The organism is Streptomyces sp. NPDC046557 (assembly GCF_040645975.1).
Classification (GTDB): domain Bacteria; phylum Actinomycetota; class Actinomycetes; order Streptomycetales; family Streptomycetaceae; genus Streptomyces.
Genome location: NZ_JBEYZH010000003.1, coordinates 189,922 through 205,392, shown reverse-complemented (window position 1 = coordinate 205,392; position 15,471 = coordinate 189,922). Strand labels below are relative to the sequence as shown.

12 protein-coding genes are annotated in these 15,471 nt (G+C 71.8%); 6 read left to right on the top strand and 6 right to left on the bottom strand.

Annotated features, from left to right (window positions below; all coding sequences use genetic code 11):
- Positions 1–26 precede the first annotated feature (26 nt).
- The 4 genes from dusB (at position 27) to ABZ934_RS09715 (ending at position 6,300) form a co-directional block, all read left to right on the top strand.
- Positions 27–1,169 (top strand): tRNA dihydrouridine synthase DusB, encoded by a 1,143-nt coding sequence (gene dusB, locus ABZ934_RS09730; protein ID WP_361310764.1) that lies wholly within the window; start codon positions 27–29, stop codon positions 1,167–1,169.
- Between the two features lie 376 nt (positions 1,170–1,545).
- On the top strand, positions 1,546–4,266 hold the full coding sequence (gene ppdK, locus ABZ934_RS09725) for a pyruvate, phosphate dikinase (RefSeq protein ID WP_361310761.1): 2,721 nt from the start codon (positions 1,546–1,548) through the stop codon (positions 4,264–4,266).
- Between the two features lie 444 nt (positions 4,267–4,710).
- Entirely contained in the window at positions 4,711–5,772 is a 1,062-nt protein-coding gene (locus ABZ934_RS09720) for a winged helix-turn-helix domain-containing protein (protein ID WP_361310758.1), read from the top strand.
- Positions 5,773–5,889: 117 nt separating this feature from the next.
- Positions 5,890–6,300 (top strand): VOC family protein, encoded by a 411-nt coding sequence (locus ABZ934_RS09715; protein WP_361310756.1) that lies wholly within the window; start codon positions 5,890–5,892, stop codon positions 6,298–6,300.
- A gap of 11 nt (positions 6,301–6,311) precedes the next feature.
- Here the strand turns inward: ABZ934_RS09715 and nirD are convergent, their stop codons facing one another.
- From nirD to ABZ934_RS09700, 3 genes are all read right to left on the bottom strand, one after another.
- Complete coding sequence (gene nirD / locus ABZ934_RS09710; protein ID WP_361310753.1) at positions 6,312–6,650, bottom strand: nitrite reductase small subunit NirD; 339 nt, start codon at positions 6,648–6,650, stop codon at positions 6,312–6,314.
- Positions 6,647–9,136, bottom strand: coding sequence for a nitrite reductase large subunit NirB (gene nirB / locus ABZ934_RS09705; RefSeq protein WP_361311362.1), 2,490 nt, complete (start codon positions 9,134–9,136; stop codon positions 6,647–6,649). The genes nirD and nirB overlap by 4 nt, the downstream gene beginning before the upstream one ends.
- A gap of 140 nt (positions 9,137–9,276) precedes the next feature.
- On the bottom strand, positions 9,277–10,530 hold the full coding sequence (locus ABZ934_RS09700) for an FAD-dependent oxidoreductase (protein ID WP_361310750.1): 1,254 nt from the start codon (positions 10,528–10,530) through the stop codon (positions 9,277–9,279).
- A gap of 180 nt (positions 10,531–10,710) precedes the next feature.
- Between ABZ934_RS09700 and ABZ934_RS09695 the strand changes: the two genes are divergently transcribed.
- Complete coding sequence (locus tag ABZ934_RS09695; RefSeq protein ID WP_361310747.1) at positions 10,711–11,487, top strand: TSUP family transporter; 777 nt, start codon at positions 10,711–10,713, stop codon at positions 11,485–11,487.
- Positions 11,488–11,509: 22 nt separating this feature from the next.
- Here ABZ934_RS09695 and ABZ934_RS09690 read toward each other — a convergent pair whose 3' ends face one another.
- A complete protein-coding gene (locus ABZ934_RS09690; protein ID WP_361310744.1) occupies positions 11,510–12,145 on the bottom strand; it encodes a class F sortase in 636 nt (211 codons plus the stop codon).
- A gap of 129 nt (positions 12,146–12,274) precedes the next feature.
- Positions 12,275–12,817 carry a hypothetical protein gene (locus tag ABZ934_RS09685; RefSeq protein ID WP_361310742.1) on the bottom strand — a complete coding sequence of 181 codons (543 nt, stop codon included), beginning with the start codon at positions 12,815–12,817 and terminating at the stop codon, positions 12,275–12,277.
- A 268-nt stretch (positions 12,818–13,085) separates the two neighbouring features.
- Here ABZ934_RS09685 and ABZ934_RS09680 point away from each other — a divergent pair, with 268 nt between their 5' ends.
- A complete protein-coding gene (locus ABZ934_RS09680; protein WP_361310739.1) occupies positions 13,086–13,556 on the top strand; it encodes a gamma-glutamylcyclotransferase family protein in 471 nt (156 codons plus the stop codon).
- Between the two features lie 7 nt (positions 13,557–13,563).
- On the opposite strand, the gene dnaG is transcribed toward ABZ934_RS09680, so the two are convergent.
- Positions 13,564–15,465: a DNA primase gene (gene dnaG / locus ABZ934_RS09675; RefSeq protein WP_361310737.1), complete on the bottom strand. Its 1,902-nt coding sequence runs from the start codon at positions 15,463–15,465 to the stop codon at positions 13,564–13,566.
- Positions 15,466–15,471 lie beyond the last annotated feature (6 nt).

The following is a 15,471-nucleotide window of genomic DNA, read 5'->3' as shown; positions in this document are numbered from 1 at the left end:
CGGTCCGGCTGGGCGACAATGGGGGGATGACCACGCTCCCCCCGCCCCTCGCGATCGGCCCGCACACCGTGCAGCCCCCGGTGGTGCTCGCACCCATGGCCGGTATCACCAATGCCCCGTTCCGCACCCTGTGCCGCGAGTTCAGCGACGGCAAGGGGCTGTTCGTCAGCGAGATGATCACGACGCGCGCCTTGGTCGAGCGCAACGACAAGACCATGCAGCTGATCCACTTCGACGAGACCGAGAAGCCACGCTCGATCCAGCTGTACGGAGTCGACCCCACGACGGTCGGCAAGGCGGTCCGCATGATCGTCGAGGAGGACCGCGCCGACCACATCGACCTCAACTTCGGCTGCCCGGTCCCCAAGGTCACCCGCAAGGGCGGCGGCTCGGCCCTGCCCTACAAGCGGAACCTGCTGCGCGCGATCCTGCGCGAGGCCGTGGCCGGCGCCGGTGACCTTCCCGTCACCATGAAGATGCGCAAGGGCATCAACGACGAGCACCTCACCTACCTCGACGCCGGGCGCATCGCGGTCGACGAGGGCGTCACCGCCATCGCCCTGCACGGGCGCACCACCGCCCAGCACTACGGCGGCACCGCCGACTGGGACGCCATCGCGCGCCTCAAAGAGCACGTGCCGGAGATCCCGGTACTCGGCAACGGCGACATCTGGTGCGCCGAGGACGCCCTGCGCATGGTCCGCGAGACCGGCTGTGACGGAGTGGTCGTCGGCCGCGGCTGCCTGGGACGGCCCTGGCTGTTCAACGACCTGGTCGCCGCCTTCGAGGGGCGCCCCCAGGACTTCCACAAGCCCACGCTGCGCGAGGTCGCGGCCACCATGCACCGGCACGCCCAGCTCCTGGGGGAGTGGATCGGCGACGAGGCGCGCGGGGTGATCGACTTCCGTAAGCACGTGGCCTGGTACCTCAAGGGTTTCTCCGTGGGATCCGAGATGCGGCAGAAGCTGGCCGTCACGTCTTCCCTCGCCGAACTGGACGCTCATCTGAGCGAGCTTGATCTGGACCAGTCCTGGCCCGAGAGCGCCGACGGTCCGCGGGGGCGGACGTCCGGAAACAACCGAGTTGTCCTGCCAGAGGGCTGGTTGAAGGATCCCTACGACTGCGCCGGCGTGACCGAGGACGCAGAGCTGGACACCTCCGGAGGCTGACAGCAGCCGACAAATCGCCCTCGGTGTAGCGTGATATACGCCACGCATGGGAGAGGTTTCGCTCAGATGAGCGCGTAAGTCACGGGTAAGACTTCCAAAGGGTGGCACTGGGTGCCACCCTTTGTACGTTCAATACTTGAACGCAAATGTATCGATGATCGCTCATCGGAGCGCAGAAGCCCCTCAGGGGCGCCATCATCCTTCGGGAGGTGAACGCTGTTCGGCCGCCGGCATTACTTACCGGTTACTTTCGATTGGCTGGCACACGGGTGGTTACAGCCCCATGACGCCTAAGTGGACATATCCAGACGCCTTCGATCTGGGTATGTTCCTGGCCGTCAGGGCAGCCACCCGAGTCCTCGAGGAGTCGAGACCCGTGTCGGAAAACAAAGATCAGAAGTTCGTCTACGACTTCACCGAGGGAAACCGCGACCTCAAGGACCTTCTCGGCGGCAAGGGAGCCAACCTCGCCGAGATGACCAACCTTGGTCTCCCGGTGCCTCCCGGCTTCACCATCACCACCGAGGCGTGCAAGGTCTACCTCGAAAGCGGTGAGGCCCCGGCAGCGCTGCGCGACGAGGTCAGCGCCCACCTGGCCGCCCTTGAGGCGAAGATGGGCAAGAAGCTCGGCCAGTCGGACGACCCGCTGCTGGTCTCCGTACGCTCCGGCGCCAAGTTCTCGATGCCCGGCATGATGGACACCGTCCTCAACATCGGCCTCTCCGACGAGTCCGTGGTCGGCCTCGCCGCCCAGGCCGGCGACGAGCGCTTCGCGTGGGACTCCTACCGGCGACTGATCCAGATGTTCGGCAAGACCGTCCTCGGCGTGGACGGCGAGCTCTTCGAGGACGCCCTCGACGAGGCCAAGGCCGCCAAGAAGGTCACCGTCGACACCGACCTCGACGCCGCCGACCTCAAGAAGCTGGTCAAGGGCTTCAAGAAGATCGTGGCGAAGGAGGCCGGCCGCGAGTTCCCGCAGGACGCCCGCGAGCAGATGGACCTCGCCGTCGAGGCGGTCTTCAACTCCTGGAACACCGACCGCGCCAAGCTCTACCGCCGCCAGGAGCGCATCCCCGGCGACCTGGGCACCGCCGTCAACATCTGTTCCATGGTCTTCGGCAACCTCGGCCCCGACTCCGGCACCGGTGTCGCCTTCACTCGCGACCCCGCCACCGGCCACCAGGGCGTCTACGGCGACTACCTGCAGAACGCGCAGGGCGAGGACGTCGTCGCGGGTATCCGCAACACCGTCCCGCTGGCGGACCTGGAGACCATCGACAAGGCCTCCTACGACCAGCTCATGACGATCATGGAGACGCTGGAGACCCACTACAAGGATCTCTGCGACATCGAGTTCACCATCGAGCGCGGTCAGCTGTGGATGCTCCAGACCCGCGTCGGCAAGCGCACCGCGGGCGCCGCCTTCCGCATCGCCACGCAGCTCGTGGACCAGGGCCTGATCGACGAGGCCGAGGCCCTCCAGCGCGTCAACGGCGCCCAGCTCGCGCAGCTGATGTTCCCCCGCTTCGACGAGGGTGCCGGCGGCAAGCAGGGGTCCACGCTGCTCGGTCGCGGCATCGCCGCCTCCCCGGGCGCGGCGGTCGGCAAGGCCGTCTTCGACTCGTACACGGCCGTCAAGTGGTCCCGTTCCGGCGAGAAGGTCATCCTGATCCGCCGTGAGACCAACCCGGACGACCTGGACGGCATGATCGCCGCCGAGGGCATCCTGACCTCCCGCGGCGGCAAGACCTCGCACGCCGCCGTCGTCGCCCGCGGCATGGGCAAGACCTGTGTCTGCGGTGCGGAGGACCTCGAGGTCGACACCAAGCGCCGCCGCATGACGGTCGGCGGGACGGTCATCGAAGAGGGCGACGTCGTCTCCATCGACGGCTCCACCGGCAAGGTCTACCTCGGCGAGGTACCCGTCGTACCGTCCCCCGTGGTCGAGTACTTCGAGGGCCGCATGCACGCCGGCGCCGACGACGCCGACGAGCTGGTCGCCGCCGTGCACCGGATCATGGCGTACGCGGACCGCGTGCGCCGGCTGCGGGTGCGCGCCAACGCCGACAACGCCGAGGACGCCTCGCGCGCCCGCCGGTTCGGCGCCCAGGGCATCGGCCTGTGCCGCACCGAGCACATGTTCCTCGGTGAGCGCCGTGAGATGGTCGAGCGCCTGATCCTCGCCGACACCGACGACGAGCGCGAAGAGGCACTCAGTGCCCTCCTGCCGCTGCAGAAGAAGGACTTCATCGAGCTGTTCGAGGCGATGGACGGGCTGCCCGTCACCGTCCGTCTCCTCGACCCGCCGCTGCACGAGTTCCTGCCCGACATCACCGAGCTGTCGGTACGCGTCGCCCTCGCCGAGTCCCGCAAGGACGCCAACGAGAACGACCTGCGCCTGCTCCAGGCCGTGCACAAGCTGCACGAGCAGAACCCGATGCTGGGTCTGCGCGGTGTCCGGCTCGGCCTGGTCATCCCCGGCCTGTTCGCCATGCAGGTCCGGGCGATCGCCGAGGCCGCGGCCGAGCGCAAGAACGCCAAGGGCGACCCGCGCGCCGAGATCATGATCCCGCTCGTGGGCACGGTCCAGGAGCTGGAGATCGTCCGCGAGGAGGCCGACCAGGTCATCGCCGAGATCGAGGCCGCCACCGGCACCAGCCTCAAGCTGAGCATCGGCACGATGATCGAGCTGCCGCGCGCCGCGCTGACCGCCGGTCAGATCGCCGAGGCCGCGGAGTTCTTCTCCTTCGGTACGAACGACCTGACGCAGACGGTGTGGGGCTTCTCCCGCGACGACGTCGAGGCCAGCTTCTTCACCGCGTACCTGGAGAAGGGCATCTTCGGGGTCTCGCCCTTCGAGACCATCGACAAGGACGGCGTCGGCGCGCTGGTCCGCAGCGCGGTCGAGGCCGGCCGGGCCACCCGCCCCGACCTCAAGCTCGGCGTCTGCGGCGAGCACGGCGGCGACCCGGAGTCGGTGCACTTCTTCCACGAGGTCGGCCTCGACTACGTCTCCTGCTCGCCGTTCCGGATTCCGGTGGCGCGGCTGGAGGCCGGCCGCGCGGCCGCCGAGTCGAAGGGCTCCGACAGCCGCTGAGCCCCCCTGTGCCGGGTTCCGGCGCGGCTCGGCCGGGCACGAACCCGGCCGGGCGGCACCGGTTCCTGAGGCTGCGCCCTGCTTCCGGTTTCCCTGACCCCCGGAAGCGGGCGCAGCCTGCTTTGCGTTTAGGGACCGCATTCAACCAAGTCGCCTTTACGGCACCAGGCGGTGGACGGATCCCCACCCGTCCACCGCCTGCCGCCTATCGCCAGGCACGTCGGCGCTTCCCTGTGCGACCGACCGCCAGGCCCCGCAAAGCCCCCCACGGCCTTCACGGAGCGTTTCGGTCGCACCGGAGTGTGCCTGGCGGAGTACAGGATTTCGGTTGTCACGCTCCTGCCGAAAGGGGTTTCAACTGTGGCTGAAAGGGCGTGGTGACCACGTGTGACGGCGTGCATACTCATGGGGCGGGGGGATTGCGGTTGCACAGGTGGGGGTTCGGTGCTTCGTATCCATTTCACGGGAGTGGACCTCGCACGCGTACGGATGGCGGGACGCCCCGATGCGTTGTGGGAAACGATTCTCAGTTTTCACCGTTTAAGGGACCGGCGAGATGCCCGGTTGTTCGGTGAATGGCGTACGGAAACCCGTAGCCGGTTGAATAGTGAAACAAGGCTCCTAGGCGCGCTGATACCCGGTCGCGGCTATTTCCCCGATTTCCTGACCCCGGTCGAGGGGCAGTACGGGTGGGACGTCGGGCTCGACGCGCTGCGCGGCATACGCCCGGAGCGGATCCGGCGCGAGCTGTCGCTCCTGGGGGCCGGAGCGCGCGTCGGCGCTGCCTTCGGCATGCCCGCGGGCGCGAGCGGCGCGGGCGCCGGCGCCGACGCGCTCGTCCCGCGCCGACTGCGCGAGTTCATGGACGACGCGCCCAAGCACATGCCGCGCGTACTCGGTGAGCTACGCGCGTATCACCGGGTCGCCGTGGAGCCCTACTGGACCCACATCCAGGCACAGATCGAGGCCGAGCGGGCCGCCCGGGGCCGCGCGTTGCTCGACGGCGGTGCGGACGAGCTGCTCGCGTCGCTGCCGCCGATGCTGCGCTGGCGGGCGCCGGTCCTGGAGTGCGACTACCCGGTCGACCGGGACGTCCGGCTGCGGGGGCGCGGCCTGCTGCTCCAGCCGTCCTTCTTCTGCCGCCGCACCGCCGTCACCCTGCACGATCCGGAGCTGCCGCCGGTCCTGGTGTACCCGGCGGCGGCGCAGCTCGCCTCGGCGCCCGCGCAGGGGGAGGGCGCCCGCCCGGCGGAGGAGCAGCGCCAGCGGACCCTGGGCAAGCTCGTCGGACACACCCGCTCGGTGGTGCTGCGGGCGATCGGCGACGGAGCCACCACCAGCGAACTGGCCCGCCGGGCCGGGGTGTCGCTGGCCTCCGCGAGCCAGCACGCATGCGTGATGCGGGAGGCGGGCCTGGTCACCACCCTGCGCCGGGGAAACGCCGTCCTGCACACGGTGACCCCGCTGGGCGCGGCGCTGCTGAAGGGCGGAGCCGTGGCGTCCTGACGGCCGCAGCGCGAAAGAATCGGAGCGCGTGAAAAAGGCTTCTCCACGGCGATGAGTTTCGCGGGGCGGCCCGGTCTACCCCTTCGCACGCACCACCACGAGAGAAGAGGGACCGAGATGTCCGCAACCATGATCTTCGTCAACCTGCCGGTCAAGGACCTGGAGGCGAGCCGGGCCTTCTGGGGCAAGCTGGGTTACTCCTTCAACGCCCAGTTCAGCGACGAGAACGGCGCCTCCCTGGTCATCAGCGACACCATCTACGCGATGCTGCTGACCGAGGCCCGCTTCAAGGACTTCACCCACAAGGCCATCGCGGACACCTCCACCACCACGGAGGCGCTGCTCTGCCTGAGCGCCGAGAGCCGCGAGGCGGTGGACGCGCTCGTCGACGCGGCCGTCGGCGCGGGCGGCACCGAGCCGCGGGCCGCGCAGGACCACGGATTCATGTACGGGCGCGCCTTCGAGGACCTGGACGGCCACACCTGGGAGATCATGTGGATGGACCCGGCGGCCGTCCAGGCCCAGTAGGCCCCCGGCCGCTACGCGGGCGAGGTCACGGCGGTCCGCACCGGGTAGGTCCGGACCGCCACCGCGTCGTCGTCCAGGCAGCGCCCCGACTCCAGGTCGAACCGCTGCTTGAGCAGCGGCGAGGCCACGAAGGGCCGGCCCGTCACCGCGCCCACCAGCCCCCGGGCGAGCACCTGCGCGCCGGTGAAGGGGTCCCGGTTGCCGATGGCGTACGGGCGTCCCCCGCGGTCGACGAACACCGCCGCCTGGCTCCCGTCGGGCAGCAGGGCCGCGACCCCGCGCCCCGGGATCAGTTCCGACAGTTCGCACACCGTCAGCCAGCCGCCGTTCACTTCCAACTCGATGGTCACCGGTTGCCTCCCACGGGCTCAAGGGTCAGGACGGTCAGGTCGGGCTTGACCTGGTCGCGTTCCGGCACGAACCGCACGGTCGGGTCCGGGGCGCCGGGCGCGTTGACGAAGGACACGAACCGGCGCAGTCGCTCCGGGTCCTGAAGCGTCTCGGCCCATTCGTCGCGGTAGTGGGCAACGTGGTCGGCCATCAGCGACTCCAGCTCCGCGCACAGGCCGAGCGAGTCGTGCACGATCACGTCCCGCAAGTGGGCCAGGCCGCCCTCCAGCCGCTCCAGCCAGGTCGAGGTCCGCTCCAGTCGGTCGGCGGTGCGGATGTAGAACATCAGGAAGCGGTCGATGAGCCGGACCAGTTCGGCGTCCGACAGGTCCTGGGCGAGCAGGTCGGCGTGGCGCGGGGTGGCCCCGCCGTTGCCGCCGACGTAGAGGTTCCAGCCGTTGGCCGTCGCGATGACCCCGAAGTCCTTGCTCTGCGCCTCCGCGCATTCGCGGGTGCAGCCGGACACCGCCGACTTCAGCTTGTGCGGGGCGCGCAGGCCCCGATAACGCAACTCCAGGTCGATGGCCATGCGCACGCTGTCCTGCACCCCGTAGCGGCACCACGTCCGGCCCACGCACGACTTCACCGTGCGCAGCGCCTTCCCGTAGGCGTGCCCGGACTCGAACCCGGCGTCCACCAGCCGCGCCCAGATGCGCGGGAGCTGGTCGACCGCGGCCCCGAAGAGATCGATCCGCTGCCCGCCGGTGATCTTCGTGTAGAGGCCGAAGTCGCGGGCGACCTCGCCGATGACGATGAGCTTCTCGGGGGTGATCTCACCGCCCGGGATGCGGGGCACGACCGAGTACGAGCCGTTGCGCTGCATGTTCGCGAGGAAGTGGTCGTTGGTGTCTTGGAGGGCGGCCTGCTCCCCGTCCAGGACGTAGCCGCTCGCGCCCAGCGTCGCGGCGAGCGAGGCGATGATCGAGGCGACGGCCGGCTTGCAGACCTCGCAGCCCTCGCCGCCCCGGGCGCCTTCGCGGCCGTGGCCGTCGAGGATCTCCCGGTAGGAGGTCAGGCGGCGGGTGCGGACGATCTCGTACAGCTCGGCGCGGGTGTACGGGAAGCAGCCGCACAGCCCCTTGTCGGCGGCGGCGGGCAGCAGTTGGCCGATCACCTTCAGGCAACCGCCGCAGCCGGTGCCGGCCTTGGTGCACTTCTTCACCTCGGGGAGCGAGGAGCAAGCGGTGATCTGCTTCTTGGTGACGTTGTGGCAGGAGCAGATCACCGCCGTGTCGGGGAGCGCGGACGGCCCGAGCCGCGCGGCCGGGCCGATGCCGGCGGGCAGCACCAGCTGTTCGGGGGTGACGGGCGGGACGCTGCCGGTGAGCGGGCGCAGCAGCCCGTAGGAGTCGGCGTCACCGACGAGAACCCCGCCGAGCAGGACGCCCTCGGGGGAGACGACCAGCTTCTTGTAGACGCCGGAGCGGGAGTCGGAGTAGACGACGTCGAGGCAGTCCGGGGTGGCGCCGTGGGCGTCGCCGAAGGAGGCCACGTCCACGCCGAGCAGCTTGAGCTTGGTGGACAGGTCGGCGCCGGTGAACTCCCGGTCGCGGCCCAGCAGGTCGTCGGCGGCCGTCTCGGCCATCTCGTAACCGGGCGCGACCAGGCCGTAGACCCGGCCGTCGGCGGCCAGCGCGCATTCGCCGATGGCGTACACGCGGGGGTCGGAGGTGCGGCAGCGGGCGTCGACGGAGATCCCGCCGCGTTCGCCGACCGTCAGACCGGCATCGCGGGCGAGCTGGTCACGGGGGCGGACACCGGCGGAGAAGACGACCAGGTCGGTGGGGACGGTCGAACCGTCGGACAGGCGCATCCCGGTCACCGAGCCGTCGTCGCCGGTGAGCACCTCCTGGGTGCCGACGCCGGTGTGGACGGTCAGGCCCATGGATTCGATGGTCCGCAGCAGCGCGGCGCCGCCGCCCTCGTCGACCTGTACCGGCATCAGGCGCGGGGCGAACTCCACGACGCGGGTGGTCAGCCCCAGCCCCTGGAGCGCGCCGGCCGCCTCCAGGCCGAGGAGCCCGCCGCCGACGACGGCTCCGCTGCCGCGGCCCTTGCCGTACGCCTCGATCGCGAGGAGGTCCTCGATGGTGCGGTACACGAAGCAGCCGAGGGCGTCCTTGCCGGGCACGGGCGGCACGAAGGGGTAGCTGCCGGTCGCGAGGACGAGGACGTCGTACGGGAACACGCGCCCGGAGCGGGAGGTGACGGTGCGGGCGCGGCGGTCGACGCTCTCGGCGGGGTCGCCCAGGTGCAGGTCGATCCCGTGCCGTTCCATGAAGCCGTCCGGGGTCAGCGACAGGTCCTCGGGGGTGCTGCCGGAGAAGTAGGAGGTCAGGTGGACCCGGTCGTAGGCCGGGCGGGGCTCCTCGCACAGGACGGTGACGCGGTGCGTGGCGGTGATCCCGCGCTCGGTGAGGGCCTCCAGGTAGCGCTGGCCGACCATGCCGTGGCCGACGAGCACGAGGGCGGGGCGGCGCGCCGGGCCGTCCACCGGGACGTCCGCCGGGGCGGGTCCGGGGCCGGCCGCGGCCGTGGCCGCAGCCGTGGGTGCGGGGGTGGTCGTGGGCGGGACTGCGGCCATGATCAGGAGCCTCCGTCGTCGGTGAGCAGGTGCGAGAAGTCGGTCAGGGCTTCGCCGTCCTCCCAGGAGCGGGCCAGCGCGCCCACGGTGGACAGTTCGCCGAGGAGGACCCCGCCGACCAGGCGGTCGCCGCGGACGACGACCTTCCGGTAGGTCCGGCGGGTGGCGTCGGCGAGGCGGATGACGTCGTCCCCGGGGAGCGGGGTCGCCTCCCCGAAAGCGGCCAGGTCCAACGGGCCGTCGCCGCCGGAGGTGAGGGTGAGCCGGGTCAGCGCGCGGGTCCCGGTGTAGGGGGAGGGGTCGGCGGGGTCGCCGGCTCCGGTGAGGAAGGCGGCGACGGCGTCGGCCTGCTCCAGCGCGGCCCCGGCCAGCCCGTACACGCGGCCGTCGTGCTCGGCGCAGTCGCCGACGGCGTGGATACGGGGGTCGGAGGTGCGCAGCCGGTCGTCCACGACGACGCCCTTGCGCACGTCGAGCCCGGCGGCCCGCGCCAGCCCGGTGCGCGGGCGCACCCCGCAGGCGAGCACCACGAGGTCGGCGTCGAGCCGGTACCCGTCGGCGAGTTCGACGCCGGTGACCCGGGTTCCGGCCCCGGCGCTGGAATCCGCGGTCTTGGTCAGACCGCGTACCCGGCACTCGGTGTGGATCTCCACGCCGAGTGCCGTCAGGTGGGTGTGCAGGAGCGCCGACGCGTCCGCGTCCAGTTGGCGTTCCATCAGCCGCTCGGCCTGCTGCGCGAGCACCACCTGGGCGCCGCGGGCGGCGAGGGCGCGGGCCGCCGAGACCCCGAGGAGCCCGCCGCCGATCACGACGGCGCGCACGCCGGGACGTACGGCCGCCGAGAGGGCCAGGCAGTCGTCCATGGTGCGGAACGCGTGCACCCCTTCGGGGAGTTCCCGTCCGTCCGGCTCGAACAGGCCGCGCAGCGGGGGCAGGACCGGGTTCGAGCCGGTCGCCAGCACCAGGGTGTCGTACCCGAGCACCGCCCCGTCGTCGCAGTGCACCGTCCGGTCGCCGCGGTCGACGCGCACCGCGCGCACGCCCCGGCGCAGCGCCGGGCCGGGGTCCGGGAGCGCGGTCACCTCGGGGTCGTACCGGCCGGCCAGGATCTCGGCCAGCAGCACCCGGTTGTACGGGGCGTGCGGCTCCTCGCCGAGGACCGTGACCGCAGCCGTGCCACCGGTGGCCAACCGCGCGGCGCACCGCAGGCCCGCCAGGCCGCCGCCGATCACCACCACACGCCGATTCGAGGTCATGGCACGAGCGTGCGGGCCCGCTGTTTCCCCGCCGCATCGCCGCTGTTACCCGGACGGAACGCGCACCTCAGCACCCGGCCGTGAGGCCCGTGAGGCACCGACCCCACCCGAACCTCAACGTTTGCGCAAGTTTTCGATGTCCCGGGCCGTAGCGGTCGAACGCTCCATAGGGTCGGAGTCGTGCCTGACATATCAACCGCAATGATCATCTTGCTGTGCGTGGCCGCCGCGGCGGCCGGCTGGATCGACGCCGTGGTCGGGGGTGGCGGACTGCTGCTCCTGCCCGCCCTGCTGCTCGGTCTCCCGCACACGCCCCCCGCCGCCGTCCTCGGCACCAACAAGGCGGTGGCCATCGTCGGCACCACCGGAGCTGCCGTGACCTACGCCCGCAAGGCGCCGGTGAACGTGAAGCTCGCCGTCCGCATCGGCCTGGCCGCGCTCGCCGGATCGATGGGCGGCGCCGCGTTGGCCGGCGGGATCAGCAAGGACGCCCTGCGCCCGCTGATCATGGCGGTCCTGGTGGTCGTCGCCGCAGTGGTGATCTTCAAGCCCGGGTTCGGCGCGGCCGCGGACACCGCGCCCGCCGGCCGTCGCCGGGTCCTGCTCACCATCGGCTTGGCCGGACTCGGCATCGGCTTCTACGACGGCCTCATCGGGCCCGGCACCGGCACCTTCCTCGTCCTCGCCCTGACCGCGCTGCTCCACCTCGACCTGGTGACCGCCTCCGCCACCGCCAAGATCGTCAACTGCTGCACCAACGCCGGGGCGCTCGCGATGTTCGCGTACCAGGGGATGGTGCTGTGGCAACTGGCCGCGCTGATGGCGGCCTTCAACCTCGCCGGGGGCATGATCGGTGCCCGGATGGCGCTCACCAAGGGCAGCGCGTTCGTCCGGACGGTGCTGCTGACGGTCGTCGGGGCGCTGGTGGTGAAGCTCGGTATCGAGCAGTGGGGCTGAGCGGGGCCGCCGTCCACGGCTGCTAGTACGTCCCCGTCAAGTGGGCGAAGACGACCACGTTGCCCTCGTAGCCGGTCCGGGGCGAGAAGCCGCCCCCGCAGGTGATCACCCGCAGCTCGGCGCGCGGTGAGGGCCCGTACACCCGGGAGTCGGGGAACGCCTTGGCGTCGTAGACCTCGACGGCGTGGACCGTGAACACGGCCGTCCGGCCGTCCGCGCGCGCCACCTCGATCGATGCCCCGCGGCGCAGCGCGCCCAGGTGATAGAAGACGGCCGGGCCGGTGGCGTGGTCGACGTGGCCCGCGACGAGCGCGGTGCCGGTGGCGCCCGGGGTGGTGCCGTCGCGGTACCAGCCGGCGAGGTCGCGGCGGCCGGGCGGCGGTACTTCGAGACTGCCGTCGGGCTGGAGCCCCAGCCCGGTGAGCGGGGCGTCCACGCGGATCGACGGGATACGGATGCGGGTGGGCGGTGACCCCGGCAGCGGGGCGATGCTCCCGGCGTAGGACGCCTGGCCGCTGAGCGTGCCCAGTGCCTCGGCGGGGGACGGAAGCGGCGGCCCGACGGTCTCCGAGGAGCCGCTGCCGACGAGCCAGATGCCCACGCAGGCGGCCAGGGCCAGGAGCCCACCGCGGCCGGCGACGCCGGAGGTGCCCACCATGCCTGCCCCCTCGTGCTCGCTTCCCGTGCGTATGACTGGCCGTCGCCCGGCCCCGCGAACGGGGGGACCTCGCGGGGCGGGCGACGGGGGCGGTACCGCTCGGACCGCGGTCGGGGCCGCGGGCCTCCGTCAGCTCCGCGTGCCGCTCGCCCGGCGACGCAGGAGCCAGGTACCGCCCACGGCGACCGCGGCCAGCACGACCGCTCCCGCCGTGACTCTGGCGGGGTCGGTGGTGGTGGTCGTGCCACCACCGACCCCGGTCCGTACGTGGCCTTGCGGGCCACGGTCGGTGACGATCAGATCGCCCGTGGCGAACTTGCCGTTCGCACAGGTCGCGCCGATGTCGTAGGTCCCGGGCCGCAGGTCGCGGGCGACCTGGAACTGTCCCACGACCACCTCCTTGTGCGGGCCCGGCAGCAGCTTGAACCGGCCCCCGCCGACGGTGGTGGCATCTCCCTCGGCGCGACCGGAGGGCCCGCAGGCACCGGTGTTCACCGTCACGGTCACGCCCGGGGCGGCGGACTTCGGCCAGACCTCCAGCGGGGCGAAGTCGCCCGGCGCGAAGGGGGGCATGCCGAGTTCCGCGGCGGCCACCGCACCCGCGACCGGGCCGGCGAAGGCGACGGCGGTCAGCGCGGTGGCGGTCAGCACGTGGGCGGTGCGGCGGCGCATGGGGGCTCCTGGGAACGCGGGGTCGTGTTCCCGAGATAACCCTTCCCGCTCGCGCCCCGCCTCCTGATGCGGTGTCAGCTCCGCCGTATCGGCCGGTGTCCCACCAGGTCAGAGCGGCCCGCTTGGGCCGTCCGGGGGACCCTGCCCGTACGGGTGACAGCGCCCGCCGATCCGCGCGGGGGCGGGCTTACGCCGGCCCGGCGCGCTGCGTACGGTGGGGGTGCGCGGACGGGCCGCCCGTACCGCGCCGGCAGTCCAGGGAGGGCCCGTGACACCGCTCGACGTGACACCGCCCGACCCGCCGGGAACCGCCGTGACCGCCCTGCCGTTCTTCGTGTACGGGACCCTGCGGCCGGGTGAGGTCAACCACGACCTGTTCCTGCGGGGCCGTACGGCTGCCGAGGAACCGGCACTGCTGCCCCACACCGCCCTGTACGAGGGGCCCGGCTACCCGTACGCCGTCGCGCGCCCCGGATCCGCGATACGGGGAGAGCTGATCACCCCCGCCCCCGAGAACTACGCCGAGCTGCTGGTCGCGCTGGACCTGCTGGAGGAGTACCGCGGCCCGGGCCGCCTGGGGAACGTCTACGACCGGGTCGCCCTTGAGGCCCTGCGCCCCGACGGCACCCCGGTCCCGGCCTGGGTGTACCTGGCCGCCCCACCGCTGGCCCGCGCCCTCGCCCGCTCCGGTACCGAGATCCCGGGCGGCGACTGGCTCGCCCGCGGCCGAACCCGGTGACCGGGGGCTACAGCCCCTCGGCCCCCCGGTTGCGCAGCCGCTGCCCGTACTGCTGGAGGACCCACAGCTCCTCCTGGACCGCCGCGAGCTGTTCCGGCGGAGCCTGCGGGCCCAGACGGGCGAGCGTGCCCTGGATCTCGTGCACCCGGCGGTCGACGGCGCGCAGTCGCACCTGGACCAGTTGCACGCCCGCGTAGACCTCGTCCACCGTCTTGGCGTGGATGGCTTCGACGGCCAGTTCCGTCACCAGCGCGCGCACCGTGTCGTTGGGCGCGGCCTCGCGGACCCGGGTCAGATAGTCCTCGGTGCCCAGGGAGGCACCCCCGGCGTCCTGGATCGCCTGCCGGACCGCCGCGTAGGGCGGAGCGGTGAACTCGTCGATCCCGTAGGCGTCGAAGGCGGGGGAGACCAGGGCCGGTCTCTGCAGGGCCAGCTTGAGCAGCTCGCGTTCCGTGCGGTGGGCGGGACTGCGCAGGTTCAGCGCCGGGCCGCCCACCGCGGGGGCGGTCGCGGTCGCGGGGCCGGCCTCGTACGCCCGGCCGCGTCCGCTCTCCTGCGGCCGGCCTCCCCGCTCGCGCGCCCAGCGGGCGAGCTGGGCGACGCGCTTGACCACGAACTGTTCGTCGCGGATGCCCAGCATCCCCGCCAGTTGGACCGCCGACTCGTGCTGGATCGCGATGTTCTTGATGTGGGCGACGACCGGGGCCGCCTCGTCGAGCGCGGCCGCCCGGCCCGCCGGGTTCTCCAGGTTGTGCCGGGCCACGATGTGCCGCAGCGCGAACTCGAACAGCGGGGTGCGGGACTCCACCAGTCCCGACACGGCGGCGTCGCCCTGCGCGAGCCGCAGGTCGCAGGGGTCCATGCCGCCCGGGGTGATCGCGATCGAAGTCTCGGCGGCGAACTTCTGGTCGTCCTCGAAGGCGCGCAGCGCGGCCTTCTGGCCCGCCGCGTCCCCGTCGAAGGTGAAGATCACCTCGGCCGTCGCGTTGTCCATCAACAACCGGCGCAGGATCTTGATGTGGTCCCCGCCGAAGGCCGTGCCGCACGTCGCGATCGCGGTGGTCACCCCGGCCAGGTGGCAGGCCATCACATCGGTGTACCCCTCGACCACGACCGCCCGCGAGGTCTTCGCGATCTCCTTCTTCGCCAGGTCGATGCCGTACAACACCTGGGACTTCTTGTAGATCGCCGTCTCGGGGGTGTTCAGGTACTTCGGGCCGTTGTCGTCGTCGCGCAGCTTGCGCGCGCCGAAGCCGACGACCTCCCCGCTGATGTCCCTGATCGGCCACATCAGCCGCCCGCGGAACCGGTCGATCGGCTTCCCGCTGCGGCTGTCCTGGGCCAGGCCGGAGGTGATCAGCTCCTTGTCGCTGAATCCCTTGCCGCGCAGGAAGCGGGTCAGGTGGTCCCAGCCGGCCGGGCTGTAGCCCACGCTGAAGTGCGCGGCCGCGGCCTGGTCGAAGCCGCGCTCCGCCAGGAACTTGCGGCCGATCTCCGCCTCCGGGCCGTCCAGCTGGTCGACGTAGAACTGCGCGGCGGCCTTGTGCGCCTCGACCAGTCGGATCCGCTCGCCGCGGCCGCTGGTCCCGGCGGTGTACCCGCCCTCCTCGTACCGCAGGGTGATGCCCGCCTGGCCGGCGAGGCGCTCGACCGCCTCCGAGAAGGAGAGGTGGTCGATCTTCATGATGAAGTCGAGGGTGTCCCCGCCCGCCTGGCAGCCGAAGCAGTGGTACAGCCCCTTGCTGGGGCTGACCTGGAAGGACGGGGACTTCTCGTCGTGGAAGGGGCAGAGGCCCTTGAGGTTGCCGCCACCGGCGTTGCGCAGCTGGAGGTAGTCGGAGACCACGGCGTCGATCGGGACCGCGTCCCGTACCGCCTTCACGTCGTCGTCGTTGATCCGTCCTGCCACGCGTGA

Excerpts from the sequence above, each read along its gene's own strand:
- dusB (WP_361310764.1), top strand. The coding sequence starts at position 27 with ATGACCACGCTCCCCCCGCCCCTCGCGATCGGCCCGCACACCGTGCAG.
- ABZ934_RS09690 (WP_361310744.1), bottom strand. The coding sequence starts at position 12,145 with ATGGTGGGCACCTCCGGCGTCGCCGGCCGCGGTGGGCTCCTGGCCCTG.
- nirB (WP_361311362.1), bottom strand. The coding sequence starts at position 9,136 with ATGGTCGGCCAGCGCTACCTGGAGGCCCTCACCGAGCGCGGGATCACC.
- ABZ934_RS09685 (WP_361310742.1), bottom strand. The coding sequence starts at position 12,817 with ATGCGCCGCCGCACCGCCCACGTGCTGACCGCCACCGCGCTGACCGCC.
- ABZ934_RS09700 (WP_361310750.1), bottom strand. The coding sequence starts at position 10,530 with ATGACCTCGAATCGGCGTGTGGTGGTGATCGGCGGCGGCCTGGCGGGC.
- ABZ934_RS09715 (WP_361310756.1), top strand. The coding sequence starts at position 5,890 with ATGTCCGCAACCATGATCTTCGTCAACCTGCCGGTCAAGGACCTGGAG.